Here is a 25,224-nt window from a genome sequence, read left to right as displayed (position 1 = left end):
TCATGCGACGATTGCTCGCTCCCGTCGCCTCACTCGCCCTGGCGGCCGGCGTGCTGGTGGTCACCGCGACCCCGGCCTCTGCCACGGTGACCTCGCCCGGCAACGGGTCGACGATCCGAGGCACGGTGACCCTGTCCTCCAGCGGCGCCTCCGGCGGTACGGCCTGTATCACCGGAAGCGGCCACCGGACGATCCTCAGCATGCTCAACTCCGCCAACCAGACGGTGGTGAGCCAGACCAAGGAGAGCTCGGGCTCGTTCAGCTACGACATCAACACCCACAACTACCCGAACGGTGCCTACACCGTGCGCTCGGAGGAGCGGAACCGCACCGGCGCCGTCTTCTGTGGCACGAGCACCAGCACCTACAACAACGCCGTCACGATCGACAACTACGTCGACGTCGTCTACACCGGTGCGTTGACGGCTCCGCAGAACACCAGTGTCGCGGTCTCGGCCAGCCTGGCCGACCCGACCTTGAGCGGTGGCCTGGCCAATCAGCCGATCGTGTTCAGCCTCTCCGGCGGCACGTCGGTCACGGCCAACACCAACGCCCAGGGCGTCGCGACGGCCAACCTGCCGATCAGCGGCCCGCCGCGCTCGGCGACAGTGTCGGCGGCGTTCGTCACCACGGCGTACTACCGCGGTGACAGCGCCAGCGCCCCGTTCACGGTCACCAAGAACGCCAGCAAGGTGACCCTGGCAGCACCCGCCGCCGTGGTGCACGGCCAGACGACGTCATTCACCGCGACGGTGCAGGCGACGAACGGCACCAGCACGCCGACGGGGACCGTCCAGTTCACCGTCGACGGCGCCGACTTCGGCGCCCCGGTGCCGGTCGGCTCCGGCACGGTGACCTCGGCGCCGACGAGCAGCCTCAGCACCGGGAACCACACGGTCGGTGCGGTCTACAGCGGCGACGCGAACATCAACGGCAGCTCCGCCGCCACGGTCACCCAGACCGTCGGAAAGGCGGCGACCGCCACGACGTTGACCAAAGACCAGGCAGGCACGGTCTCCGGCCAGGCCGTCACCTTCACCGCCGAGGTCGACGTGCTCGCTCCCGGCGTCGGTACGCCGGCCGGTGGTGTCCAGTTCACCGTCGACGGTCAGCCGCGGGGCACCGCGGTGCCGCTGTCGGGTGACTCGGCGTCGATCACGATCAGCAACCTGGCCCCGGGCAACCACGACGTCGAGGCGACCTACAACGGCAACGCTGACTTCGCCGCCAGCACCTCTGCCACCGTCACGCACGGCGTCAACAAGGCCGACTCGGCGCTCGAGCTGACCTCCTCGGTCGCGAACCCGGTCTCCGGCCAGGCGGTGAACTTCACGGCCGAGGTCGAGGCCGTCGGCCCCGGCGCAGGTACGCCGACCGGCGAGGTCCAGTTCTTCGTCGACGGCGACCCGCTCGGTGCGCCTGTCGCCCTGAGCAACGGCTCCGCCACCTCGCCCGACGCCCATCTCGACGCGGGCAGCCACGTGGTGAGCGCCAACTACGCCGGTGATGCCAGCTTCGGCGGCGCCAGCGACAACCTCACCCAGAACGTCGCCGCCGCTCAGACCAAGACCACGGTGACCGCCTCGCCGTCGCCGTCGGTCGTCGGCCAGCAGGTGACGCTGCGGGCAGAGGTCGAGCCGGTCGCCCCCGCCAGCGGTGACCCCGTGGGGGCGGTGCAGTTCTTCATCGACGGTCAGTCGCAGGGCACGATCGTCGAGCTGGAGAACGGTGTCGCGGAGTACGTGACGAGCACCCTGGCCAAGGGCAGCCACACGGTGAAGGCCCGCTACCTGAGCGGCACTGCCAACTTCGTGACCAGCACCTCGCCCGAGATCACTCACCAGGTGAACAAGGCCTCCACGACGACCACGGTCGAAAGCTCGGCCCAGGTGTCGGTCTTCGGGCAGAGTGTGACGCTCTCGGCCACGGTCGACGTCACGGCTCCGGGTGCCGGCGCGCCCAGCGGCACCTTGACCTTCAAGGACGGCTCGACCGTGCTGGGCACGGTCAACGTCGACTCGGCGAGCAACTTCCGCGGCTCGATCACCGTCGACGACCTGAGCGTCGGTCAGCACGTCATCAACGTCGTCTACTCCGGTGACGACGACTTCAACGGCAGTGACGGCGTACTCGTGCAGAAGGTGCAGCGCGCTCAGACCTCCGTGGTGGTGACCTCGTCGCTCAACCCGGCACCGTCCGGGAGCCCGGTCTCCTTCACGGCGGCCGTCGCCCCCGTCGCTCCGGGCGCGGGTACGCCGGGCGGCACGGTCCGCTTCACTATCAACGGCGCCAACCTCGGTGCGCCCGTGACGGTGGTCGACGGCCAGGCGACGAGCATTGAGTTCTCGACGCTCTCCCCGGGCACCTACCAGGTGGAGGCCAGCTACAGCGGCGACGCCAACTTCGTGGCCAGCAGCGGCGTCCTCGACCAGGGCACCGGGCAGCAGGTGGCCAAGGCCGACACCGAGATCGAGGTCAGCACCTCGCCGGGGACGTCCGCGCACGGCGAGGCCGTCACGGTGACGACGACGGTCAAGGCCAAGGCCCCGGCCACGGGCCGGCCTACTGGAGCCGTGCAGATCTGGGAGGGCAACCGCCTCCTCGGGGCGACCAGCCTCGTGGCGGGCGCGCCGAAGACCGGCGTCGCGACGTTCGTCACCACGAACCTCACGCCGGGCACCCACACGCTGCGGGCGACCTACGTCGGCAACTTCAACTTCCTGGGCAACGTCGCCGAGACCACGCACACCGTGGGACTGGCGGCAACCGTGACGGGCATCGAGTCGAGCCGCAACCCGGCGACGTACGGCGATGCGGTCACCTTCACCGCCGTCGTGGGCTCGGTCCTTCCCGGCGCAGGTACGCCGACGGGGTCGGTCACCTTCAAGCGCGGCAACCAGGTGCTCGGCACCGCCGCACTGGAGGACGACGGCAACCGTCGGGTGGCGCGCTTCGAGGCCACCGGCCTGGGTGGTGGAACCCACCAGGTCACGGCCGTCTACTCGGGTGACAGCGCCTACGCGTCGAGCGCTTCGGCGAGCTACGCACAGGTCGTGGAGCGCGCGGCGAGCCACCTGGACGCCGAGATCTTCATCAAGCAGCTCGGCGACAACGGCGGCCGGGTCCGGGCGACGCTCACGGGCGCCAACGGCGAGCCGCTGGCCGGCCGGACGCTCACCTTCACCACGACGCAGTCGACGGACCACTCCACGATCCAGATCTGCGACGCGGTGACCAACGCCCAGGGCTACGCCTGGTGCGATGCCACCACCCTGGTCCCGGCGATCATCCTGGACGGCGGCTACGACGTCCGGTACGCCGGCTCGGACGATCACCTGCCGAGCTCGGACCGGGGCACCTACTTCGTCGGGGGACCGGTCTCCAATCCCTGAGTCCACCGATGAATGAGAGAAGGGGCGTCTTCCAGCCGGAGGGCGCCCCTTCTGGTGATCGTCCCTAACAGATTCGTGGTCGAAGCGGCATTTGACCACGAATCTGTTAGGGACGATCGTCTCGTTAGCCGAGTTCGGGCACGGAGCGCAGGATGCAGAACTCGTTGCCCTCGGGGTCGGCGAAGACCACCCAGCCGGAGCCGGGGCCGTACTGGCCGCGGTGGTCGGAGAGCTCGGTGGCGCCCAGTGCGCGGACGCGCTCGATCTCCTCGTCGCGAGTGCCTTCGCGGGGACGCAGGTCGAGGTGGATCCGGTTCTTCGCGACCTTCTCGTCGGGCACCTCGATGAAGAGGAGCTGATGGCCGGTCTGCGGGTCGCGGATCATGCACTCCTCGTGTCCCGGCTCGTTCGGGTCGTCGGGAATGTCCTCGTAGCCGAGCAGGCGCTTCCACCACTCGGAGAGCTCGTAGGCGTTGTGGGCGTCGATCGTGGTGTGGCTGACGAAGCAGGTCATCCCTGCACGCTAGACCCTGCCGCTGGTCCCCCGGCCACCCATTTTCCCCGCCCCGCCCCGGCACCCGGTGTACGCCGCCGACGGCTTCCACGTCGGCCGTAGGATGGACGCGCCACCCCCACCCGGTTCCGGATGGGGGTTGTCCGGCGTCCGAGGAGGGACGCCCGCCCGCTCCATCACGCGAAGGAAACCCCGTGCGTCTCACCGGACTCGTCCGCACCGTCCTCGCCGATCCGACCCTGGCCGCCTCGATGGCCGAGGTCGGGGTCGTCGACGCGCTCGACCTGACCGGGCCGCCCGGGCTGCGTCCATTCCTGGTCGCCGGCCTGCTCGAGCGCGGTCGCACGGTCCTGGTGGTGACGGCGACCCAGCGTGAGGCCGAGGACCTGGTCGACTCGCTGACCGATCTGGTGCCGGCCGAGACGGTCGGCTACTTCCCCAACTGGGAGACGCTGCCGCACGAACGGCTGAGCCCGCGCAGCGACACCGTCGGCAAGCGCCTTGCCGTGCTCCGGCGGATCTGCCACCCCGACGAGGGTGAGCTCAAGGTGATCGTGGCGCCGGTCCGGAGCGTGCTGCAGCCGCAGGTCAAGGGGCTGGGCGACCTCGAACCGGTCGAGTTGAGCGTCGGCGCGAGCGTCGACATCGACGACGTGGGCCAGCGGCTCACCGACGCGGCGTACACCCGGGTCGACCTCGTGGAGAAGCGGGGCGAGTACGCCGTCCGGGGTGGCATCCTCGACGTCTTCCCGCCGACCGAGGAGCACCCGGTCCGCGTGGAGTTCTTCGGCGACGACGTGGAGGAGATCCGCAGCTTCAGCGTCGCCGACCAGCGCACCCTGGAACCGATGGATCGGCTGTGGGCGCCGCCGTGCCGGGAGCTGCTGCTGACTCCGGAGGTGCGTCGCCGGGCCGCCGAGCTCGGTGAGCAGCACCCCCAGCTGCGCGAGCTGACCGAGAAGATCGCCGAGGGCATCGCCGTGGAGGGCATGGAGTCGCTGGCGCCGGTCCTCGTCGACGAGCTGGAGCTGCTGGTGGACCTGATGCCGGCTGACACGCAGGTGCTGGTGCTGGACCCCGAGCGGGCCCGGTCCCGCGCACAGGATCTCGTTGCGACCAGCGAGGAGTTCCTGGCAGCCAGCTGGGCGGCGGCTGCCAGCGGGGGACAGGCGCCGATCGATCTCCAGTCCGCCTCCTACCGCAGCCTCGGCGAGGTGCGGGAGCACGCCCTCGGACTCGGCCTGGCCTGGTGGACGCTGAGTCCCTTCGGCCTCGACGACGAGGCCGCCTCCCTGGCGCCCGAGGCCGGTGCGCCCGAGACGCGGACGGTGGCCGTCGAGCCCGCCGACTCCTACCGGGGTGACGTGGCGGCGGCGATCCGCGACGTACGCGAGTGGGTGGCACAAGGTCGCAACGTCGTGGTCGTCCGGGAGGGCCACGGATCGGCTGAGCGCACCGCGGAGGTGCTCGGGGAGAACGAGCAGCCGGCGCGCTACCTCGAGGAGCTCGTCGAGGCCCCGAGCGCGAAGGGCGTCGTCACGGTGACCACCGGACGCCTGCGCGATGGTCTGGTCGGCGCCGGGTTCGCCGTGCTCACCGACGAGGACATCACCGGCCAGCAGGCCTCCACCCGCGACATGCGCAAGATGCCCGTCCGGCGCAAGAAGCAGATCGACCCGCTCGAGCTCAGCCCGGGCGACTACATCGTGCACGAGCAGCACGGTGTGGGTCGCTTCGTGGAGATGAAGCAGCGGGAGCTGCAGGGGGCCGTGCGCGAGTACCTCGTCCTCGAGTACGGCGCCTCGAAGCGCGGAGCCCCGCCGGACCGTCTCTACGTGCCCGCCGACTCGCTCGACCAGGTGACCCGCTACGTGGGGGGCGAGTCGCCGAGCCTGGACCGGCTGGGCGGCCAGGACTGGACCAAGCGCAAGAACAAGGCACGCCGTGCCGTCCGTGAGATCGCCGCCGAACTGATCAAGCTCTATGCGGCCCGGCAGGCGACCCGAGGCCACGCCTTCGGCCCGGACACCCCGTGGCAGCGCGAGATGGAGGATGCCTTCCCGTTCCAGGAGACACCCGACCAGCTCGCCGTCGTCGACGAGGTCAAGGCCGACATGCGCCAGGTGGTGCCGATGGACCGGCTGGTCTGTGGCGATGTCGGCTACGGCAAGACCGAGATCGCGGTCCGCGCGGCGTTCAAGGCGGTGCAGGACGGCAAGCAGGTGGCGGTGCTGGTGCCCACCACGCTGCTCGTCACCCAGCACCACTCGACCTTCGCGGAACGGATGAGCGGCTTCCCGGTCGTGCTGGAGCAGCTGAGCCGCTTCCAGACCGACAAGGAGGCGAAGGCGGTGATGGAGGGGGTCGCCGCAGGCAGCGTCGACATCGTGATCGGCACCCACCGGTTGCTCAACCCCGACATCAGGTTCAAGGATCTCGGCCTGATCATCGTCGACGAGGAGCAGCGGTTCGGTGTCGAGCACAAGGAGCAGATGAAGCGGCTCCGCACCTCCGTCGATGTGCTCTCGATGTCAGCCACCCCGATCCCGCGCACGCTGGAGATGGCGATCACCGGCATCCGTGAGATGTCGACGATCGCCACGCCTCCGGAGGAGCGGCACCCCGTGCTGACCTACGTCGGTGCCTATGAGGACCGTCAGGTCGTGGCGGCGATCCGGCGCGAACTCCTGCGCGACGGTCAGGTCTTCTACATCCATAACCGGGTCAACTCCATCGAGAAGGCGGCGGGTCGGCTCAAGGAACTGGTGCCCGAGGCGCGGGTCGCCACCGCACACGGGCAGATGAACGAGAAGCAGCTCGAGCAGGTCATGCTCGACTTCTGGGAGAAGCGCTTCGACGTCCTGGTCTGTACGACGCTGGTCGAGTCGGGTCTCGACGTCTCCAACGCCAACACCATGATCATCGAACGGTCCGACACGCTCGGCCTCTCGCAGCTGCACCAGCTCCGCGGCCGGGTGGGCCGGTCGCGCGAGCGGGCCTACGCCTACTTCCTCTACCCGGGGGAGAAGCCGCTGACCGAGACCGCCCACGAGCGCCTGGCCACCCTGGCCCAGCACTCCGACCTGGGCGGCGGCATGGCGATCGCGATGAAGGACCTGGAGATCCGCGGAGCGGGCAACCTGCTCGGCGGCGAGCAGTCCGGCCACATCGCCGACGTCGGCTTCGACCTCTACGTGCGCCTGGTGGGGGAGGCGGTTGCCGAGTTCAAGGGCGACGACGAGCCCGACTTGGGCGAGGTGCGGATCGAGATCCCGATCGAGGCCCATCTGCCTCACGACTACATCGGCACCGAGCGACTGCGTCTGGAGATGTACAAGCGGCTGGCCGAGGTGCGTGCCTACGAGGATGTCGAGGCGCTCGCCGAGGAGATGAAGGACCGCTACGGCAATCCGCCGGCACCGGTGAAGAGCCTGCTCGAGGTCGCTCGGTTCCGGGTCCGTGCACGCCAGGCCGGGATCACCGAGGTCACGATGGCGGGACGCAACGTGCGGTTCGCCCCGGTCGACCTACCCGACTCCCGGGTGGTCCGCCTGAACCGTCTCTATCCCAAGAGCCTGGTCAAGTCGGCCGCCTCGTCGGTGCTGGTGCCACGGCCGCTCCACAAGCCGACCGAGCCGCTGCGCGACGAGGAGCTGCTCAACTGGGCACGCGGCGTGATCGACGCGGTGATCGACCCGGCACCGGCGCCTGCTTGAATGGCATCGTCACGTGTGGCGCCCGCCACATCGCCCACACCGCCGACCGAGCTCCGAGGAGACCCGACGTGACCGTGCGTCCCACCCGCGCCACGCGCGCCGTACTCGCCCTGGCGGCGGCAGCCGCCCTCTCCGTGACCGCAGGATGCGGGGCGGAGCCGCTGCAGAGCGACGTGCATCCGGGGGCTGCCGCAGTGATCGACGGCGAGTCGATCAGCATCGGCGACGTCGACGACCTGACCGAGCGCTACTGCGACTTCGCGGCGGCGCAGCTCAGGTCGCAGGGGCAGCAGGTGCCGATGAGCCTGGTCCGCAACGCCTCCCTCAACCTGCTGGTGCAGCGGCAGATCGCCGAGGACTACGCGGCGGCCCACGACCTCGATCTGGCCCCGGCCCGGCGGCTCATGGAGCAGCAGGCCGACCAGCAGGCCGACCAGCAGCAGGTGCCCGAGAAGGACCGGGCGATCTTCAACCAGGTGCAGCTGCAGCTCGACGCGAGCATCGTCTATCTGGCCGCTGGCGGTGCCGATGCGTTCGCCACCGGACAGATGCCGAGCCAGGACGCGCTCAACGCTGGTTACGCCCTGGTCACGGACTGGGCGAAGGAGCTCAAGGTCAGCTACGACCCGCGCTTCTCCGACATCGCAGCCGAGAAGTACGACGTCAACACGACCACGCTCTCCAGCCCGGCGAGCGAGCTGGCGAAGCTGTCCGCGGCCTTCGATCCCAACCAGCAGGCCGAGGCCGCCTACCTCGACTCCCTCCCCACCGACCAGAAGTGCGGCTGACGCCGCCGAGACGCCAGCTCCAGCATGTCGAAACGCCAGTTCCGCTCCGTTGAAACGCCAGCTTCAGCATGGCGAGTGAGCGCGGATCGCCTGACATGACCTCCGAGCCAGCCCCGTCAATCGAGCCAGCGCCGCTGGCCGAGCCAGTCCCGCTGGCCGAGTCGAATCCGTTGATCGAGCTTGTCGAGATCATGCGCAGGCTGCGCGCCGAGTGCGCCTGGAAGGCCGAGCAGACGCACGAGTCGCTGCTGCCTTACCTCCGCGAGGAGGCGGCGGAGGTCGAGGAGGCGGTCCACGAGAGCGACGACGCGCATCTCTGCGAGGAGCTGGGCGATCTGCTGCTCCAGGTCGTCTTCCATGCAGCTGTCGCCGAGGAGCGGGGCGCCTTCACGATGGACGACGTCGCGGCTGGCATCACGGCCAAGCTCCGCCGTCGCAATCCGCACGTCTTCGACCCGGCCTCCCTCGGCCGGGCACCCGACGACCCGCCCCTGACGGCTGCCGAGGTCAACGCGATCTGGGAACAGGTCAAGGCGACCGAGCGCTAGCCCCACTCGCTGCAACGCTGAGTTGCTGTCGTGGTCGCTTCACAGCCCTTGCGAAGCGACCACGACCCGCGTTACAGCGAGCGGAGGGGAGCGGCTACTTTCGGCGGATCGCGACCTTCACGGGCTTGCTGGTGCTGGCTCCGGAGGTGGAGGTGCCGGCGTACGTCGCCGCGAGCTTGATCGCCTTCTTCTTGCCGATCAGCTTCTTGGTCAGCTTGACCCGGACGACGGCCCTACCGTGCTTCAGCGTGGCCTTGCCGAGCGTGCGCTTGCCCAGGGTGACGGTGACCTTGCCGGTCGTGGTGCCGAGGCGACCGGCCGTGACGGTGACGGAGACCTTCACCTTCTTGCCGGGCTTCGCCTTGGCCTTGTTGGCCTTGACCGTGGTCCGCGTCGCGTAGAGGGCGGGCAGCGCCTTGGCGGCGGTGCCGAGCCGGATCAGCTGGGTCTCTCCGGTGGCGTCGGCCAGGCCGTCGTTGTCGGTGATCGCGTAGAGCCGGCCGTCACCGGCGATGCCGAAGCCTTCGACCTTCTCCTGTGTCCAACCCTGCTGCGCCTGCAGGTGCGGCAGCAGGTCGAGGGCCAGGGTCTTGGCGACCGGCCGCGCGGGCGCGGCACCTGGAGCGGAGGAGGCAGCGGGAGTCGATCCCGCCTTGGCGAGGTCGACGGTGTAGACGCGCTTGACCCGTGCCCGGGGGCCGTTGAGCTTGTCGCGTTCGATCACGCTGACCAGGTCGGGCCCGAGCGCGGTGATCTCGGAGAGGCCGAGCCAGTCGCCCGCCACGTCGGTCTTCTCCAGCGAGTAGGCGAACCAGGTCCACTCGCCGGTGGCGACGGCGTACCGGCCGATCCGCACGAACTCCTCGCCAGCGACCTCCCGCTGCAGGGTCACGAAGACCGTCTCCTGCCCGCCGGTGCCCCAGGCGCTGACCCCCTCGAGTCCCTGCTTGGCCAGGCCATCGGTGATCGCGGCGGGCAGGTCGACCGTCTGCTTGATGACGCCGTCGGAGTCGGTGCGGACGAGCTTGTTCTCCGCGCCCGTCGCGCCCTCCAGCGCAAGCCAGAAGCCGCCCTCGGCACGGGCGTGCAGGCCCTCGATGTCGATGGCCGGCTTGGCGCCGGTGCCGTCGGTCACCTCGATCACCTCGTCGATGACGGCGGGAGTCTGCGTGGTGTCGAGTCCGTAGATCCGCCCCGTCTTGTACGCCGCGTCGCTGGCTGTCCACATCCGTCCGGCGTTGCCCGGGTCGGCACTCAACGCACCCAGGGCGCCCCAGCCGATGGGCTGGCCGTCGACGTCCGCGGAGTAGACGCTCGGGAAGGCGGGGGCACCCGGCCCGAAGGCGAAGAGGCTGACCGTCGCGCGGACGCCCTTCGCCGCCTCGTCGGTCTCGGAGGAGACAGCGATGAGATTGCGGCCCGGGATGGGCAGCAGACCCTCGGGACCGTTGGTGGTGGGCAGGATCTGCACGAACTCCGGGGCGGTCGGGATGCTCATGTCGTAGACGGCGACGAAGTTGCTGCGCTCGGCGCCGACGAACGCGTAGGGCACACCGTCGAAGGTGTCGAAGGCCAGGCCTTCGGGCTCGGGGCCCTTCTTGGCCGCGCGGTCCTCGGTGTGCAGGCCGTGCCGCGTGGCGATCTTCTCGAACGAGTTGCCAGCATCCCAGCGGACCTCCCCGGTGGCGGCGTCGAAGACCGTCCAGCCACGGGTGCCGCCCTTCCAGTCGCCCTCGTTGGCGGTCGCCACCAGGCCGTCGCCGACCCACTGGATCGAGTCGGGCTCGCGCGGAGCGGTGATCGACCCGGTCGGGTCGAAGAGCCCGTCCTTCTTGGTGTCGATGCCGTTGACGGTCACCGAGCCGGCGGAGAAGACCTTGTCGATCGACCTCGAGGCCAGGTCGACGATCACGACGCCGTTGTTCTCCTGCAGCGTCACAGCGACCTTGTTGGCCGCGTTGACGTCCACGTACTCCGGCTCCGGGTCCTCCGGGGTGTCGATCCCGGCCGCGACGAAGGAGTCGAGTGCCGATCCGTCCGCGTTCGTGAACGGCACGGTGCTGGCGGTCCAGCCGGTGGGAGCACCGGCCAGGTCGAGCACCACCAGACCGCCGGCGGGAAGCTGCGGGAGATCGCCCTCGTCGCCGCCGTCGGGCGTGAACTCCTCGTCGCGCTGGTTCTCGATCGCGATGGCGGCATACTTCTTGTCCGGGCTGATCGCGATGGAGTCCGGCTGGCCGCCGAGGTCGATGGTGGTGACGAGGCTGCGGTCGGAGATGCGGAGTACGTCGACGCGACCGCTCGGATGGCCGAAGTCGCCGCCGGTGCTGTCGATCACGACGAGCACGTAGTCACCGACGACCGCGACGCTGGTGGGCTGGTCGTCCGCGTGCCCGGCGGCGAGGTCGATGGTGCCAAGGCCGCGAGGTGCTCGGGGGTCGGCGATGTCGAGGAAGCCGATCCGTTTGCCCAGCGCGTCGGTGTGGATGAGCGTCTTCCCGTCCTCGGAGACTGCGGAGATCTCGGCGACGGTGGGGCTGCTCGGGTCGACGCCGGACGGCAGGTTCTCGTAGACCGGGAAGGTCGCGGTGCGGTGGAACGCCGACGACGCTGGAGCGGGCGCGCCCGCTGCGACGCCCGGTGCGCTCGCTCCGGCGACGGCAAGGAGAGACAGGGGAAGGACGGCGACCGCGGCTGCGGCGACGCTTCGACGGGGGGACATGCGCTGCCTTTCGTTCAACGTCCCCCGTACGACGGGGGCTCGCGCGCACCATCGAAGGCGGCGTTGGCCATGCCATAGCGGGCAAGTGAACAGCGGGCGGCGGGCAAGCGAAAGCGCGCAGGAAAATGCGTCAGAGCGGTCCGGTTGTGTCGCTGGATGACATAACCGGACCGCCCAAGCGCGCGGTGATCAGGGTGTTTGGTCGAGGCACACGACGTAGACGGTCCCGCTGCCCGTGGCGTCCGTGCTGGCATAGGTGGAGGACCATGCCTGTGGTGCGGTGGTCGTGGGCACGCCTGCTGTGGTGCTCGGGAACGAGTCATACCAGCCGACGTTGACGTGGGTGGTGGAGCCGTATTGCCCACCACCCACTGCGAGGTCGCCCGCTTGGCAGGCAGCGGTGATGAGATCGCCGGTGACGCTGCTGACGCCTGTCGTGATGGTGCTGTTGAAGTAGTAGGAGACCGATCCCGCCGGCCCCGGGATGCCCTGAGGGCCCGCCGGCCCCGGGATGCCCTGAGGGCCCTCCGGGCCCTGCGGACCGGGGTCGCCCGGGGGGCCGACCGGGCCAGGATCACCCTGCACGCCCTGCATGCCGGGGGCACCTGGCGAGCCTGGGGTGCCGGGGATGCCCTGGATCCCCTGTGCACCGTCGGAGCCAGTTTCACCGGTCAGACCTTGCGGACCGATGGGACCAGCGACTCCCTGCGGTCCCTGGGGGCCGATCTGACCCTGCGGGCCGACAGGGCCGAGGTCGCCGGCCGGGCCTTGCGTGCCCGGAAGCCCGGGCAGTCCCTGGACACCCTGCGGTCCCTGGGGTCCGGCCGCTCCCGCGGGTCCGGTGTTACCCGTAGCGCCCGCCGGTCCGGCGATGCCCTGCGGTCCCGCCTCGCCCTGCGGTCCCTGGGGGCCGACGGCGCCCGTGGCGCCCTGGGGGCCGGTGGCACCGGTCGCGCCGCGGTCGCCCTTGGCGCCGCGCTGACCGGCGGTGCGCCAGGAGATCTTGGTCTCGCCGGCGTCACAGCTGCGATGCCCCGGCTTGTTGAAGAGCAGGGTCAGGTTGCCCGTGCTGCGGTCGAAGCAGGCACGCAGCGTCGAAGGCGTGTCGTCCTTCGCCGCGGCTGCCGAGGCGCTTCCCCCGACGGGGGCGAGCACTGCCGCGATGGCCAGGGAGGCAGCTGCGGCGCTGATGCCGTGCGTGCGTCGGAGGGTCGAATTCATACGCGAGAGCGTAGAAGTCCGCGGCGGCAGTTGGCGCGCTGAAGTGGCCTGTTCGGGTGAGAAATGGCCGAAGGGTCAGTCAGTCGTAGTCCGGTGCGACTACGTCCTTCATCGACGGGTCGAGCTTGAGGCCTCGAGCGAGGTGCTTCTCGCCCTCCTCCACACGGCCGAGGTGCACGAGCGCGAAGCCGAGGCGCATCTGGGTAGGAGCGAACTCGGGCTGCGCCTCGGCGGCGAGCTGGTAGAGGGCGACCGCCTCCTCGAGGTCGGTCTTCTCGAGGAGGATCGCCTTGTTGAACAGCGCCGGCCCGTACGCCGGGTCGGTGGCGAGCGCGGCGTCGTACTCCTTGATCGCGGTGGCGGTGTCGCCGTCCTGCTGCGCGATCAACCCCAGGTTGTAGTGGGCAAGCAGGTTGCTGGGGTCGAGGGTCAGCACGCTGGCGAACGTGCCGCGGGCCGCCTCCACCTCGCCGGCCGCGAGCTGGTTCGCGCCGGTGCTGACGAGTGTCTCCACTGCGGATGCGGAGACCGGCGCCGGGCCGTCCTTCGCCTCCTTGTCGTCACCGGAGCAGCCCGACGCAACCAGGGCCACGCTCAGGACGACGGCGAGCAGGCGGAGCGAGGTGGAACGAAGCGACGACATGGGTGCTGAGTATGGACCCCTGGCGCGCGCCTGCCAATCCGGTGGCCGTCCGGGGCGGCGCGGGCGCGCTCAGGGCAGAGCAGCGACGTGGGCGTAGAGATCCACTCGCGGCTCAGCGAGGTTGGAGATGTCACCTGCGATCAGCCAGCTGCCCGAGACCCGCCGGAAGAGCGTGCACAGGGCGCCGTTGCCGACGACGCCCTTCGTGCCGTGCACCATCTCGAAGGTCTGCCACTGCCAAGCCAGGTCGCCGGAGACGACGACCGGCCCCAGGGGGACGTCCTCGACCCGAAGGTCCGCGCCGGCGGCGAGCTCGATCCGAGCCCGGAAGAAGTCGGCGATCGCCCCGCGGCCCTGCAGATGGGGCATGCCGGGCACGCTGAGCACGGCGTCGTCGTTGTAGAGCGCGGCAACCGCCTCCACGTCCCGCGCGTTGTAGGCGGCTTTCCAGGCCAGGCTCACTGCGGCGACAGCTGACTGCTCGGTGTCGGGGAGGTCGTTCATGGGCGTCTCCAGATTCGTCGTGGTGCCGTGCTGCCGGCCACGGCGCGGAGCAACGACGCCGGGTTGCGTCGGCGAACGCCATGGCCTGCTGCGCGCGGCCCCACGGGCACCTGGACTTCGTTGTCGTCACTCAACGATGCTGGCGCATCGCTTCGCTCCTCCGCCTTGCCATGCACTCCGCGGATGCCACGCTCGCGACGGGCGAGCGTTTGCCAACGCAACCTAGTGCGCGACCAACGCGTTCCGGTGCGACTCCCAATCATCGGGAACGCGCGTCCTGCGCTCACGGCGCGGCACGTCGTACCGCCAGGGAGCGTGCCTCCCGGCATGGCGGAGGCTGGCGATTAGGCTGGACCCGCACGTCATCCCTCCCTCGACATCAGGAGCACCACCCGCATGGCCGCAATCGAAGCAGTAGGCGCGCGCGAGATCCTCGACTCGCGTGGCAACCCCACCGTCGAGGTGGAGGTCCAGCTGGAGGACGGCAGCTTCGGGCGCGCCGCCGTGCCGAGCGGTGCCTCCACCGGCGCCTTCGAGGCGGTGGAGCTGCGCGACGGCGGCGACCGCTACGTCGGCAAGGGTGTGCAGGAGGCGGTTGAGGTGGTCCTCGACAAGATCGCCCCCGCCATCATCGGGATCCAGGCCGACGACCAGCGTCAGCTCGACCAGACGATGATCGACCTCGACGCCACGCCCAACAAGGGCGCGCTGGGCGCCAACGCGATCCTCGGTGTCTCGCTGGCCGTGGCCCGCGCCGCTGCCGAGTCGGCCGCGCTTCCGCTCTTCCGCTACGTCGGGGGACCCAACGCTCACCTGCTTCCGGTGCCGATGATGAACATCCTGAACGGTGGTGCGCACGCCGACACCAACGTCGACATCCAGGAGTTCATGATCGCGCCGATCGGCGCCGCCTCCTTCCGTGAGGCACTGCGCATGGGCGCCGAGGTCTACCACGCGCTCAAGTCCGTCCTGAAGGAGCGTGGCCTCTCCACCGGCGTCGGCGACGAGGGCGGCTTCGCGCCCGACCTCGAGTCCAACCGCGCCGCTCTCGACCTGATCGCCGAGGCCATCGAGAAGGCCGGCTACGTGCTCGGCAGCGACGTGGTGCTCGCGCTCGACGTGGCCGCCACGGAGTTCTGCGAGAACCGCAGCTACACCTTCGAAGGCGCGCAGAAGACGGCGGAGGAGATGATCGCCTACTACGCCGACCTGGTCGCGAACTACCCGATCGTCTCCATCGAGGACCCGCTCGACGAGGAGGACTGGGATGGCTGGAAGGCGATCACCGAGACCCTCGGCGACAAGACCCAGCTGGTCGGAGACGACCTCTTCGTCACCAACGTCGAGCGCCTGCAGCGCGGCATCGAGGGCGGCCAGGCCAACGCCCTGCTGGTCAAGGTCAACCAGATCGGCTCGTTGACCGAGACGATGGACGCCGTCGAGCTCGCTCACCGCAACGGCTACCGCTCGATGATGAGCCACCGCTCTGGCGAGACCGAGGACACCACCATCGCCGATCTCGCGGTGGCCACCAACTGCGGCCAGATCAAGACCGGTGCCCCGGCCCGGTCCGAGCGGGTGGCGAAGTACAACCAGCTGCTCCGTATCGAGGACGAGCTCGGCGACGCGGCACGCTACGCCGGCGCTGGCGCCTTCCCGCGCTACCGCCAGGGCTGATCCGTGGCAGACCGTCGTCCCGCCCGGAGCCAGGGCCCTCGCGGCAGCCGCCGACCGGCGGCCTCGCGCGGTGCCGGCCGGCGTCCGGGCGCGACGGCGGCAGCACGGGCCCCACGTACGCGCCCCCGGCTCACCGGGCGCGCGACGGTGCTCTTCGTCGTGGTCGCCGTGCTCACCGTCTCCTATGCCTCCAGCCTCAAGACCTGGCTCCAGCAGCGCGAGCACATCGCCGACCTGAAGGCCCAGATCGCGCAGAGCGAGCAGGAGATCTCGGTGCTGGAGCGCGAGAAGCGGCGCTGGGACGACGACGCGTACGCCGAGCAGCAGGCGCGCGAGCGCTTCAACTTCGTGATGCCGGGGGAGCGGGCCTACCGGGTCCTGGACAAGAACGGACGGCCGCTCGACGTCGACCAGCCGCTCAGCGCGCCGGCCGGCACGGAGGAGGCGCCGACCCCCGCCTGGTGGGACGTCGCCTGGGAGTCGGTGCTTCTGGCCGGAGACCCACCCACCGCAGCAGAGACCAAGCAGGATGCTCCTGCAGACAAGCTGGAGGCACCGCAGCAGTGATCAGCCCCGACGACGAGGCCGCGATCGAGGCTCAGCTGGGCCGGGCGCCACGAGGGATCGCCGGCGTCGGGCACCGCTGCCCGTGCGGCAATCCCGATGTGGTGACCACCAGACCGCGCCTGGAGAACGGGACGCCGTTCCCGACGACCTTCTATCTGACCTGCCCCAAGGCGGCGTCGCGGATCGGCACCCTCGAGGCCTCTGGCCTGATGAAGGAGATGCAGGCGCGCCTGGCCGACGACCAGGAGCTGGCAGCCGCCTATCGAGGGGCCCACGAGGCCTACCTCGCAGCGCGTGAGGCGATCGGCCAGGTGCCGGAGATCGAGGGCATCTCGGCCGGGGGGATGCCGGACCGGGTGAAGTGCCTGCACGTGCTTGCCGGCCAGTCGCTCGCTCAGGGGCGTGGAGTGAACCCGCTCGGCGACGAGGTGCTGGACCTGCTCGGTGAGTGGTGGGCCTCCGGGTCCTGCGTCTCCGTCGACGACGGGAACGGTGCCGACGCCGGGGTCGACGCGGGATGAGTGCATGACCACCGTCGCCGCGGTCGATTGCGGCACCAACACCATCAAGCTGATGGTTGCCGACCTGGACCGGGAGACCGGGCGGGCCGACGTACGGGTGCGGGAGTCGCGGATGGTCCGGTTGGGCCAGGGCGTGGACCGCACGGGCGAGCTGGCCCCAGAAGCCTTGGAGAGGACCTTCGCCGCGATCGACGAGTACGCCGCGCTGGTCGCGCAGCACCCGGTGGAGCGGGTCCGGTTCTGTGCCACCTCGGCGGCCCGGGACGCCCGCAACGGTGAGGAGTTCGCAGCAGGTGTCGCCGCCCGGCTCGGGGTGCGCCCCGATGTGGTCGCCGGCACTGAGGAGGCGCGGCTCTCCTTCGACGGCGCGGTCCGCAACCTGCGCGCGAGCCACCCCGAGCCGTTGCTCGTGGTCGACATCGGTGGCGGGTCGACGGAGCTCATCCTCGGCGACCTCGCCTCGGGGGTCCGGCAGGCACACTCGATGGACATCGGGTCGGTGCGGATGCACGAACGTCACCTGGGCGGTGACCCGCCGACCCCGGCGCAGGTGGCGGCCGCCGCCTCGGACATCGACGCCGCGCTCGACGCCTGCCCGGTCGATCCTTCCGAGGCTGCGACGGTGGTCGGCGTCGCCGGCACGATCCTCACCGTCGCGGCAGGCGTGCTCGGCCTGGACCGCTACGACCGGGAGCGGATCGACCAGTCGGTGCTGCCGCGCGACGCCGTCCATCTGCAGGCGGCGGCGTACCTCGGGATGACCGTCGAGGAGCGGCTCGCCCTGCCCTACATGCACCCCGGCCGCGCCGACGTGATCGGTGCCGGTGCGCTGGTGCTCGATCGGGTGCTGGAGCGGACCGGGGTCGGCTCGATCGTGGTCTCCGAGGCCGACATCCTCGACGGCATCGCCTGGTCGTTGGTCTGATCGTGCCCGGGGAGGAGCTCCTGCCGCACCCGGTCACGGGTGCGCCATTCCCCTCCCCGGTGCCCGCCGCCACCGGCTGGCCCGACGACCTGGCGCATCCCGACACTCCGGTTGCCCGCTCCGCTCCAGGCGTACGCCGCCTCGCCGCCGGGGCACGGGACCTGGAGACCCTGGGCGCACGGATCAGTCGCTGCGGGGCGTGTCCGCGGCTGGTCGCCTGGCGGGAGCAGGTGGCGGGTGAGAAGCGGGCCGCCTTCCGTGACGAGCCCTATTGGGGCCGGCCGGTGCCTGGCTGGGGGGACCCGGAGCCGCGGGTGGCGGTGGTCGGGCTGGCCCCGGCAGCCCACGGCGCCAACCGCACCGGGCGCAACTTCACCGGCGACTCCTCGGGCGACTGGCTCTTCGCCAGCCTGCACCGCACCGGCTTCGCCGCGTTGCCGACCAGTCGTCATGCCGGCGACGGGCAGCGGCTGATCGGTGCGCGGCTGATCTCGCCGGTGCGTTGCGCTCCACCAGCCAACAAGCCCACGCCGGAGGAACGGGACACGTGCGCGCCCTGGATCTCCCGGGAGCTCCAGCTCCTGCTGCCGCAGTTGCGGGTGCTGGTGGCCCTCGGGGCCTTCGGCTGGGCGGCGACGTTGCGAGCGCTGGCCGACGCCGGCTTCGAGCTGCCGGCCCCGGCGCCGAAGTTCGGTCACGCCGCTGAGGTCACCTTGACCCGGCCGCTGCGCACCGATGAGGTGACCCTGCTCGGCTGCTACCACCCCAGTCAGCACAACACCCACACGGGCCGCCTCACCCCCGACATGCTCGACGACGTCCTGCGCCGCGCTGCCGACCTCTCCCTGCCCGCCCCCTGAGGTGCGCGAGTTCGCGCAAATGGCGGGTCGAGTTCGCGCAAATGGCGGGTTGAGTTCGCGCGTATGGCGGGTCGAGTTCGCGCAAATGGCGGGTCGAGTTCGCGCAGAACAAGCGTCGAGTTCGCGCAGATGGTGGCCGTTTGCGCGAACTCAACCGGTGATTTGGGCGAAGTCGACGGGGGCCGTGGTCCGGTGGGGGAGGGGTGGGCGAGCGCGGATCTCCTAGACTGCCCCGGTGACTCTCCACGCCATCACCGTCCTGGGCCACGACCGGCCCGGCATCATCGCCCAGTCGACCGCCATCCTCGGCTCCCTCGGGCTGAACCTCGAAGACTCCACGATGACGCTGCTCCGGGGGCGCTTCGCGATGGTGCTGATCAGCGAGGGCGCGGCCGACACCGCGTCGATCGAGGCGGCGCTGGCCCCGCTCGGCAGCAGCGGCGACCTGACGGTGACGGTGCGTGAGCTGCCCGACGACCAGCAGACCGAGCGGCGTACGACGCCGTGGGTGCTGACGGTGCACGGCGGCGATCGTCCGGGGATCGTCTCCTCCGTCGTCGCACAGGTGGCAGCGGTGGGCGGCAACATCACCGACCTGACCACGCGCCTCTCGGGTGAGCTCTACCTGCTCGTTGCCGAAGTGGACCTGCCGGTCGACGTCGACGTCGACGCAGTCCGCGCGGCCCTCAACGCGACCGCCGACCGGCTCGGTGTGGGCGCGACCCTCTCGCCGGTCGAGGCCGACGAGCTGTGAGCGACGTCAACGAACGGGTGGTGGCCTGGACCGCAGACGAGCTCGGCGTCGAAGGCCGGCTGCTCGACGTGGTCAAGGCTCCGGCCCGCGTGCTCTCCGAGCACGGGGCCCAGGTCGATCCGACCGATCCCGAGATCGTGCAGCTCGCCGCCGATCTGGTCGCGACGATGCGGATCTCTCCTGGCTGCGTCGGCCTGGCCGCACCGCAGGTCGGGCGCGGTGTGAAGGTCTTCTCGGTCGACGTCTCGGAGCATCCGAAGACCCGCGACCACCACGGCACCTTCGTGTTGTGCAACGCGGAGGTCGTCGAGTCCTCGCGCAACGAGAAGGCGCGTGAAGGCTGCATGAGCGTTCCTGACTTCACCGGTGACGTGAAGCGCGCCTCCCGGGTGCTGGTGCGTGGCCAGCTGCCGGGGACCGGCGAGGTGGTGGAGGTGCGCGCCAACGCGTTCGAGGCGCGCGCCCTGCAGCACGAGATCGACCACTGCGACGGCTACCTCTTCCTCGACCGCGTCGCCGGCGCGCACGCCATCCACCCGCGTAAGACCTATCTGTAGCCTCGGCACCAGCATCGGCGCACGGCCGAGTCGCCCCCGTATCCCAACGGCAGAGGAAGTCGCCTTAAAAGCGACCGAGTGTGGGTTCGACTCCCACCGGGGGCACGGTGCGCAACCGGACCCTACGGCGAGCGCAGCAGGGTGAGCGCGAGCGTCGGCCCGTCGGCGAGGGGGCGGGCGACCAGGGTGCTGTCGCCGTGCCGGGGCAGCGCGGGCACCAGGGCGATCCCGACCCCGGCCCGCACGGCGCCTTCGGCCACGGCATCCTGACCGCATCGCCAGGCCGTCTCGAGGGGGAGGCTGCCGAGGGGGAGCGCCGAGACCAGCGGCCGGTCGGCGAGCTCGGCCACGCTGACCTTCTGCTGGGTGGCGAGGGAGCAGTCGCCGCGCATCAGGACGTCGACGCCGCCGCGCCATACCTCGACTGCCTCGAGCCCGGTCGGCTCCTGCTCCGTCGCGACATGCAGGAGCAGACAGGCATCGAGCTCTGCGTCGAGCGCGGCGATCGCCTGCGCAGCCGTGCCCAGCGGAACGATCTCCAGTGCGCGCGGCTCGCCGGTGCCGGCCAACGATCTCAGGGCATCGATCGCAACGCCGCCAGTGTCGACGTACGTCACGGCCACCCGCAGGGGCGCGGCAGGACCGGGAACGTCGGCGGCGAGCCGGAGCCGGCGTGCAGCGTCGATGACCTCCATCACCGGCCTCAGCAGTCGTTCTCCGTCCGGCGTCACGCGGGTGCCGGTACGCCGTCGCTCCAGGAGCTGAACGCCCAGCTCGCGTTCGAGATTGCGCACCGACTCGCTCAGGGCGGGCTGCGAGAGGTGCACGTGCTCGCTGGCGCGGCGGAACGAGCCGTGGCGGGTGACTGCCGCGAGGTGTTCCAACTGCTCGATCCGCATCGTGTCTCCTCGTTCGGTGATCGGGGTTCCCGGCAGGGATCCCGTGGCTTCCGTGATGGCGGTCCTTGAACCGCCTTCCGCAATTCTATACAAACTTAGGTGACTTAAACGAATAAGCGAACGGAGGCTCCCGTGACCACCGCCCTTCCCCTGCGCGGCCCCGATCCACGCCCCCCAGAACCGCCGCACCGGCGCTCCGACGAGTCGGACCGCCTGGCCGAGGCGCGGCAGCGACTCGACCCCGTCTTCGAACGCATTGCCGCAGGCACCGTCGACCGCGAGCGCGCCGGCCAGCTGCCGCGCCGTCAGGTCGTCTGGCTCAAGGAGGCCGGCTTCGGCGCCCTCCGGGTTCCCCGTGAGTACGGCGGCGCGGGGCTCGACCTGGTCGAGCTGAGTCGTGTGTGGATCGACCTCGCTGCGGTCGACGCCAACCTCGCCCAGGCGTTCCGTGGGCACTTCGCCTACGTCGAGGACCGGCTCCACCGACAGCGCCACGGCCAGGACCAGCGGCACTGGTGGCGCCGCTTCGTCGCCGGTGAGATGGTCGGCAACGCCTGGGCGGACGGTCCCGACGGGCCAGGAGCACGGCTGGTGCGCGGTGCCGACGGCCTCCGTCTCACCGGGCGCAAGAGCTACACCACGGGCAGCATCTTCGCGGAATGGATGGACGTGCAGGCGCGCGACCTCAAGGGGGAGGTGGTGCAGGTGATCGCCTCCACTGCCCATCCGGGGGTCCGGGTCAGTGACGACTGGCAGGGGTTCGGCCAGCGTGGCACCGGCAGCGGCACCGCGGTCCTCACGGATGTGCCGGTGGATCCCGAGCACATCGCCCCGTTGGCAGAGCGCCCGCCGCATCAGAGCGCGCTCTTCCAGCTCAACCTGCTCGCCACGCTGGTCGGCATCGGTCGCGCGGCGCTGCGCGACACCGTGCTGCAGGTGCGTCGTCGCCACCGCAACTTCTCTCACGCCAACGCTGCTTGGGTGCGCGACGATCCGCAGGTCCTCGGCCTGGTGGGCGAGCTCGCCGCGGCGATCGGCGCATCGGAGGCGATCACCCTGCGTGCCGCCGAGGCGGTCGACCGGGCGGCGAGCGTTGCCGCTGCCGACCTCGATGCCCAGCGCCGACTCGAAGAGGCGGAGATCGCGACGAGCACCGCACAGGTCGCTGCGTCGGAGCTGGTGCTGCGTGCGACCAGCGATCTCTTCGACACGCTGGGCGCCTCCGCCACGACCTCAGCTCTCGACCTCGACCGGCACTGGCGCAATGCCCGCACGGTCGCCTCCCACAACCCGCGGATCCTCAAGGCCCGCGTCGTCGGCGCTCATCTCGTGAACGCCACCCCACCGCCGTACGCGTGGACCGTCGGCACCACCTCCCGTCAGACAGGAACCGTCGCCCGATGACTGCCCTTCAATCCCGTCCCGCCACTGTGCCACTCCTGACCGACACGACTGCGACGGCGACGGCTCGCGACATCGCCACCGAGCTCGCTGAGCAGGCCGCGTGGCGCGATCGCGGGCGATGTCTGCCTCACGAGCAGATCACCCGCCTGGGCGCCTCTGGCCTGCTCGCACTCACCGTGCCTCGTGCCTACGGCGGACCTGGCCTCGGCGCGGTCACCGTCGCCGAGGTCTTCCGCCTGCTTGCCACCGGCGATCCCTCGGTGGCGCAGATCCCGCACAGCCACTTCGTCTACGTCAACGCGCTGCGGGAGAACGGCACCGACGCACAACGGCAGCTGCTCTTCGGCGAGGTGCTTGCTGGGCGCAGCTTCGGCAACGCGCAGTCCGAGACCGGCACGGCCAACGTCCGGGAGCACCGGACGACACTGCATCCCGACGGCCCCGGACGCTGGCGTCTGACCGGCGAGAAGGGCTACTGCACGGGGGCGCTCTTCGCTGATTGGATCCCGGTGCTCGCCCATCTGGGGCCGGACGGCCCCAAGCACGTCGCCTGGGTGCGCCGTGACGCTCCGGGGGTGACGGTGATCGACGACTGGGACGGCCTCGGCCAGCGCACCACTGCCTCCGGCACCGTGCGGCTCGAGCGCGTCGCGGTGGACGACGACCTGGTGACCCCTTACCACCTGACCTTCGACCACCCGCAGGTGTACGGCGCGTGGGCGCAGCTGCTGCATGCCGCGATCGATACCGGCATCGCCAGGGCGGCGCTCACCGAGGCGGCGGCGTTCGTCGCCACCCGGAGTCGGCCCTACCCGGACGCCGGGGTGGCGAGGGCTGCCGAGGATCCCCTCGTCGTGCAGGCCTTCGGCCGTTTCGAGGTCGCGACGAGAGCTGCCGAGGCGTTGCTCCGCGTGGCTGCGGAGCGGGTCGACGCGGCCGAGGCCGATCTCGACGACGAGTCCGCAGCCGCGGCCAGCCTCGCCGTGGCCGCGGCCCGTGCAGCCAGCACGACGGCGGCGCTTGACGTCAGCAACGGTCTCTTCGAGGTCGCCGGCACGCGTGCCGCACTGCGCTCGCTCAACCTCGACCGGCACTGGCGCAACGCGCGTACCCACACCCTCCACGACCCGGTCGCCTGGAAGTACCAGCACCTGGGCCGGTTCGCGGTCGACGGCACGCTGCCGCCGCGCCACGGCCAACTCTGATCACGACAGGAAGATGACATGTCAGACCTCACGTTCCACTGGTTCCTGCCCACCAACGGCGGAGACGGTCGCCACGTGGTCGGTGGCGGCCACGGGGTCCAGGCCGGCTCGTCCGGCCGTCCCGGCGACGTCGGCTACCTGACCCAGGTGGCGCGAGCCGCGGAGGACAACGGCTTCGAGGCCGCGCTGACGCCGGCCGGTGCCTGGTGCCAGGACGCCTGGGTGACCACGGCGATGCTCACCCAGACGACCGAGCGCCTCAAGTACCTGGTCGCCTTCCGCCCGGGCCTGGTGTCGCCGTACCTGGCTGCGCAGATGGCGGCGACCTACGTCAACCTCAGCGGCGGGCGGCTGCTGCTCAACGTCGTCACCGGGGGTGAGAACCACGAGCAGCAGATGTACGGCGACTTCCTCGACAAGGAGGAGCGCTACCAGCGCTGCGACGAGTTCCTCACGATCGTGCGCCGGCTGTGGGCGGGGGAGGAGGTCGACTGGGTCGGTGACCACCTTGCGTTGCGTGGCGCTCGGCTCAACCCGCTGCCGATCGAGCCGCCGGAGATCTACTTCGGAGGATCGTCGCTGGCTGCGGTCGAGGTGGCGGCGCGGCACGCCGACGTCTACCTGACCTGGGGCGAGTCTCCGGACGCGGTGGCGAAGAAGATCGCTCACGTGCGGGCGCGCGCCGCGGTGCACGGCCGGACGGTGCGGTTCGGCATCCGGATGCACACCATCACGCGCGAGACCGAGGCCGAGGCCTGGGCGGAGGCCGACCGCTTGTTGGCGCAGATGACTCCCGAGGCGGTCGCTGCCGTCCAGTCCGGCCTGGCGCGCAGCGAGTCCGAAGGTCAGCGACGGATGCGGGAGCTGCACGCCGGCAGAACCGATCGCCTCGAGATCCATCCGAACGTGTGGGCAGGGATCGGGCTGGTCCGCGGCGGTGCCGGCACCGCCCTGGTCGGCAGTCACGAGCAGGTAGCCGACCGCATCGAGGAGTACGCCGGTCTCGGGATCGACGAGTTCGTGCTCTCGGCGTACCCCCACCTGGAGGGCGCCTACTGGTTCGGCGAGGGAGTCCTGCCGATCCTGGAGGAGCGCGGTCGTTGGAAGTCGCCGGTCCCGCGCGTCGTACGACCGAGCGCCGTCCCCTTCGCGCTCGCCGGGCGACCGCTCGAGTCCGCCGTGCCCGGCTCGGCCGTCTCCAGCAAGGGCGGTGCCGCATGACCGTGCCCGCCCGTGCGCTGCCGCTTCCCCTGACGACCAACCAGGATCTCGACCCGGCGCGACTCCGCGCCGCCTTCGGCGAGTTCCCCAGCGGAGTCGTTGCCGTGGCCGCCCAGGTCGATGGGGCGCCGGTCGGTCTGGCTGCCAGCTCCTTCACCTCGGTGAGCCTGGACCCTCCGCTCGTCTCCATCTCGGTGGCCAACACCTCGGCGACCTGGCCGACGCTACGGCGGGCCGACCACCTCGGTGTGACGGTGCTCGCCGAGCATCACGGCCTGGTGTGCCGGCAGCTCGCCGGTCCGGTGGCGAGCCGTTTCGACGGCGTCGCGCTCTCGGTCAGCAGCCGGGGCGCACTGACTTTGGACGACGGGCTCGTGCAGTTCACCTGCTCGGTGCATCGCGAGGTGGAGGCGGGCGACCACACCCTGATCCTCCTCGAGCTGCACGGTGTCGACCGGACCGCGACCGGCGGTCCGCTGGTCTTCCACAACAGCGCCTTCACCCAGCTCCCGAGCGTCAAACCGGTGGTGAGCGCCGCAAACGGGAACGAACCGACGGCGTGACGCGTTGTCGAGATGTGGGCTTT

Annotated in this window: 21 protein-coding genes and 1 tRNA gene; 16 read left to right on the top strand and 6 right to left on the bottom strand. The window is 70.6% G+C overall.

Annotation, left to right across the window (positions count from 1 at the left end; all coding sequences use genetic code 11):
- Positions 1-2 precede the first annotated feature (2 nt).
- On the top strand, positions 3-3,392 hold the full coding sequence (locus DNK54_RS09335) for an Ig-like domain repeat protein (RefSeq protein WP_110206695.1): 3,390 nt from the start codon (positions 3-5) through the stop codon (positions 3,390-3,392).
- A gap of 124 nt (positions 3,393-3,516) precedes the next feature.
- Here the strand turns inward: DNK54_RS09335 and DNK54_RS09330 are convergent, their stop codons facing one another.
- Positions 3,517-3,906: a VOC family protein gene (locus tag DNK54_RS09330; protein WP_110206694.1), complete on the bottom strand. Its 390-nt coding sequence runs from the start codon at positions 3,904-3,906 to the stop codon at positions 3,517-3,519.
- A gap of 194 nt (positions 3,907-4,100) precedes the next feature.
- On the opposite strand from DNK54_RS09330, the gene mfd reads away from it, so the two are divergent.
- From mfd to DNK54_RS09315, 3 genes are all read left to right on the top strand, one after another.
- A complete protein-coding gene (mfd, locus tag DNK54_RS09325; protein WP_420846373.1) occupies positions 4,101-7,622 on the top strand; it encodes a transcription-repair coupling factor in 3,522 nt (1,173 codons plus the stop codon).
- A gap of 68 nt (positions 7,623-7,690) precedes the next feature.
- Positions 7,691-8,410, top strand: coding sequence for a hypothetical protein (locus tag DNK54_RS09320; protein ID WP_110206693.1), 720 nt, complete (start codon positions 7,691-7,693; stop codon positions 8,408-8,410).
- 95 nt (positions 8,411-8,505) lie between these two features.
- Positions 8,506-8,958: a MazG nucleotide pyrophosphohydrolase domain-containing protein gene (locus tag DNK54_RS09315; protein ID WP_204164493.1), complete on the top strand. Its 453-nt coding sequence runs from the start codon at positions 8,506-8,508 to the stop codon at positions 8,956-8,958.
- Between the two features lie 94 nt (positions 8,959-9,052).
- On the opposite strand, the gene DNK54_RS09310 is transcribed toward DNK54_RS09315, so the two are convergent.
- The 4 genes from DNK54_RS09310 to DNK54_RS09295 all read right to left on the bottom strand — a co-directional run bounded on the left by DNK54_RS09310 (position 9,053) and on the right by DNK54_RS09295 (position 14,048).
- On the bottom strand, positions 9,053-11,680 hold the full coding sequence (locus tag DNK54_RS09310) for an esterase-like activity of phytase family protein (protein ID WP_162602379.1): 2,628 nt from the start codon (positions 11,678-11,680) through the stop codon (positions 9,053-9,055).
- 189 nt (positions 11,681-11,869) lie between these two features.
- The gene (locus DNK54_RS21695; protein ID WP_110206691.1) at positions 11,870-12,901 is read right to left on the bottom strand and encodes a collagen-like domain-containing protein; all 1,032 of its coding nucleotides are present in this window, start codon (positions 12,899-12,901) and stop codon (positions 11,870-11,872) included.
- A 79-nt stretch (positions 12,902-12,980) separates the two neighbouring features.
- Positions 12,981-13,544 (bottom strand): tetratricopeptide repeat protein, encoded by a 564-nt coding sequence (locus DNK54_RS09300; protein WP_110206690.1) that lies wholly within the window; start codon positions 13,542-13,544, stop codon positions 12,981-12,983.
- Positions 13,545-13,613: 69 nt separating this feature from the next.
- Entirely contained in the window at positions 13,614-14,048 is a 435-nt protein-coding gene (locus tag DNK54_RS09295; RefSeq protein ID WP_110206689.1) for a YybH family protein, read from the bottom strand.
- A gap of 396 nt (positions 14,049-14,444) precedes the next feature.
- On the opposite strand from DNK54_RS09295, the gene eno reads away from it, so the two are divergent.
- The 8 genes from eno (at position 14,445) to DNK54_RS09255 (ending at position 20,014) form a co-directional block, all read left to right on the top strand.
- A complete protein-coding gene (gene eno / locus DNK54_RS09290; RefSeq protein ID WP_110206688.1) occupies positions 14,445-15,725 on the top strand; it encodes a phosphopyruvate hydratase in 1,281 nt (426 codons plus the stop codon).
- Between the two features lie 3 nt (positions 15,726-15,728).
- A complete protein-coding gene (locus tag DNK54_RS09285; RefSeq protein ID WP_110206687.1) occupies positions 15,729-16,292 on the top strand; it encodes an FtsB family cell division protein in 564 nt (187 codons plus the stop codon).
- Positions 16,289-16,813 carry a DUF501 domain-containing protein gene (locus DNK54_RS09280; RefSeq protein ID WP_110206686.1) on the top strand — a complete coding sequence of 175 codons (525 nt, stop codon included), beginning with the start codon at positions 16,289-16,291 and terminating at the stop codon, positions 16,811-16,813. Before DNK54_RS09285 ends, DNK54_RS09280 begins: the two co-directional genes overlap by 4 nt.
- A gap of 4 nt (positions 16,814-16,817) precedes the next feature.
- Positions 16,818-17,738, top strand: a complete 921-nt coding sequence (locus DNK54_RS09275; protein WP_110206685.1) for a Ppx/GppA phosphatase family protein — start codon at positions 16,818-16,820, stop codon at positions 17,736-17,738.
- A 2-nt stretch (positions 17,739-17,740) separates the two neighbouring features.
- Positions 17,741-18,598: a uracil-DNA glycosylase gene (locus DNK54_RS09270; RefSeq protein ID WP_275426256.1), complete on the top strand. Its 858-nt coding sequence runs from the start codon at positions 17,741-17,743 to the stop codon at positions 18,596-18,598.
- Between the two features lie 235 nt (positions 18,599-18,833).
- Complete coding sequence (locus DNK54_RS09265) at positions 18,834-19,352, top strand: glycine cleavage system transcriptional repressor (RefSeq protein WP_110206684.1); 519 nt, start codon at positions 18,834-18,836, stop codon at positions 19,350-19,352.
- The gene (gene def, locus DNK54_RS09260; RefSeq protein ID WP_239460010.1) at positions 19,349-19,909 is read left to right on the top strand and encodes a peptide deformylase; all 561 of its coding nucleotides are present in this window, start codon (positions 19,349-19,351) and stop codon (positions 19,907-19,909) included. The genes DNK54_RS09265 and def overlap by 4 nt, the downstream gene beginning before the upstream one ends.
- Before the next feature lie 32 nt (positions 19,910-19,941).
- Positions 19,942-20,014 (top strand) — tRNA-Leu (locus DNK54_RS09255).
- A gap of 17 nt (positions 20,015-20,031) precedes the next feature.
- Here DNK54_RS09255 and DNK54_RS21280 read toward each other — a convergent pair.
- Positions 20,032-20,808, bottom strand: a complete 777-nt coding sequence (locus DNK54_RS21280; RefSeq protein ID WP_204164492.1) for a LysR family transcriptional regulator — start codon at positions 20,806-20,808, stop codon at positions 20,032-20,034.
- Positions 20,809-20,940: 132 nt separating this feature from the next.
- On the opposite strand from DNK54_RS21280, the gene DNK54_RS09245 reads away from it, so the two are divergent.
- Genes DNK54_RS09245 through DNK54_RS09230 form a run of 4 tightly spaced genes read left to right on the top strand, consistent with a single transcriptional unit; the run spans position 20,941 to position 25,201 of the window.
- Positions 20,941-22,212, top strand: coding sequence for an acyl-CoA dehydrogenase family protein (locus DNK54_RS09245; RefSeq protein WP_239460009.1), 1,272 nt, complete (start codon positions 20,941-20,943; stop codon positions 22,210-22,212).
- Positions 22,209-23,417, top strand: coding sequence for an SfnB family sulfur acquisition oxidoreductase (locus DNK54_RS09240; protein WP_110206683.1), 1,209 nt, complete (start codon positions 22,209-22,211; stop codon positions 23,415-23,417). Before DNK54_RS09245 ends, DNK54_RS09240 begins: the two co-directional genes overlap by 4 nt.
- A gap of 18 nt (positions 23,418-23,435) precedes the next feature.
- Positions 23,436-24,638: an LLM class flavin-dependent oxidoreductase gene (locus tag DNK54_RS09235; protein WP_110206682.1), complete on the top strand. Its 1,203-nt coding sequence runs from the start codon at positions 23,436-23,438 to the stop codon at positions 24,636-24,638.
- Positions 24,635-25,201 (top strand): flavin reductase family protein, encoded by a 567-nt coding sequence (locus tag DNK54_RS09230; RefSeq protein ID WP_110206681.1) that lies wholly within the window; start codon positions 24,635-24,637, stop codon positions 25,199-25,201. Before DNK54_RS09235 ends, DNK54_RS09230 begins: the two co-directional genes overlap by 4 nt.
- Positions 25,202-25,224 lie beyond the last annotated feature (23 nt).

Source organism: Nocardioides daejeonensis (genome assembly GCF_003194585.1).
GTDB classification, from domain to species: Bacteria; Actinomycetota; Actinomycetes; order Propionibacteriales; family Nocardioidaceae; genus Nocardioides; species Nocardioides daejeonensis.
Note: the sequence above shows the minus strand (reverse complement) of the source record. Positions and strands in the feature narration are given on the sequence as shown.

Coding starts and splice junctions, on each gene's coding strand:
- DNK54_RS09310 (WP_162602379.1), bottom strand. CDS start 11,680: ATGTCCCCCCGTCGAAGCGTCGCCGCAGCCGCGGTCGCCGTCCTTCCC.
- DNK54_RS21280 (WP_204164492.1), bottom strand. CDS start 20,808: ATGCGGATCGAGCAGTTGGAACACCTCGCGGCAGTCACCCGCCACGGC.
- DNK54_RS09335 (WP_110206695.1), top strand. CDS start 3: ATGCGACGATTGCTCGCTCCCGTCGCCTCACTCGCCCTGGCGGCCGGC.
- DNK54_RS09230 (WP_110206681.1), top strand. CDS start 24,635: ATGACCGTGCCCGCCCGTGCGCTGCCGCTTCCCCTGACGACCAACCAG.
- DNK54_RS09235 (WP_110206682.1), top strand. CDS start 23,436: ATGTCAGACCTCACGTTCCACTGGTTCCTGCCCACCAACGGCGGAGAC.
- DNK54_RS09275 (WP_110206685.1), top strand. CDS start 16,818: ATGACCACCGTCGCCGCGGTCGATTGCGGCACCAACACCATCAAGCTG.
- DNK54_RS21695 (WP_110206691.1), bottom strand. CDS start 12,901: ATGAATTCGACCCTCCGACGCACGCACGGCATCAGCGCCGCAGCTGCC.
- DNK54_RS09315 (WP_204164493.1), top strand. CDS start 8,506: ATGACCTCCGAGCCAGCCCCGTCAATCGAGCCAGCGCCGCTGGCCGAG.
- DNK54_RS09295 (WP_110206689.1), bottom strand. CDS start 14,048: ATGAACGACCTCCCCGACACCGAGCAGTCAGCTGTCGCCGCAGTGAGC.
- eno (WP_110206688.1), top strand. CDS start 14,445: ATGGCCGCAATCGAAGCAGTAGGCGCGCGCGAGATCCTCGACTCGCGT.
- DNK54_RS09330 (WP_110206694.1), bottom strand. CDS start 3,906: ATGACCTGCTTCGTCAGCCACACCACGATCGACGCCCACAACGCCTAC.
- DNK54_RS09300 (WP_110206690.1), bottom strand. CDS start 13,544: ATGTCGTCGCTTCGTTCCACCTCGCTCCGCCTGCTCGCCGTCGTCCTG.
- DNK54_RS09240 (WP_110206683.1), top strand. CDS start 22,209: ATGACTGCCCTTCAATCCCGTCCCGCCACTGTGCCACTCCTGACCGAC.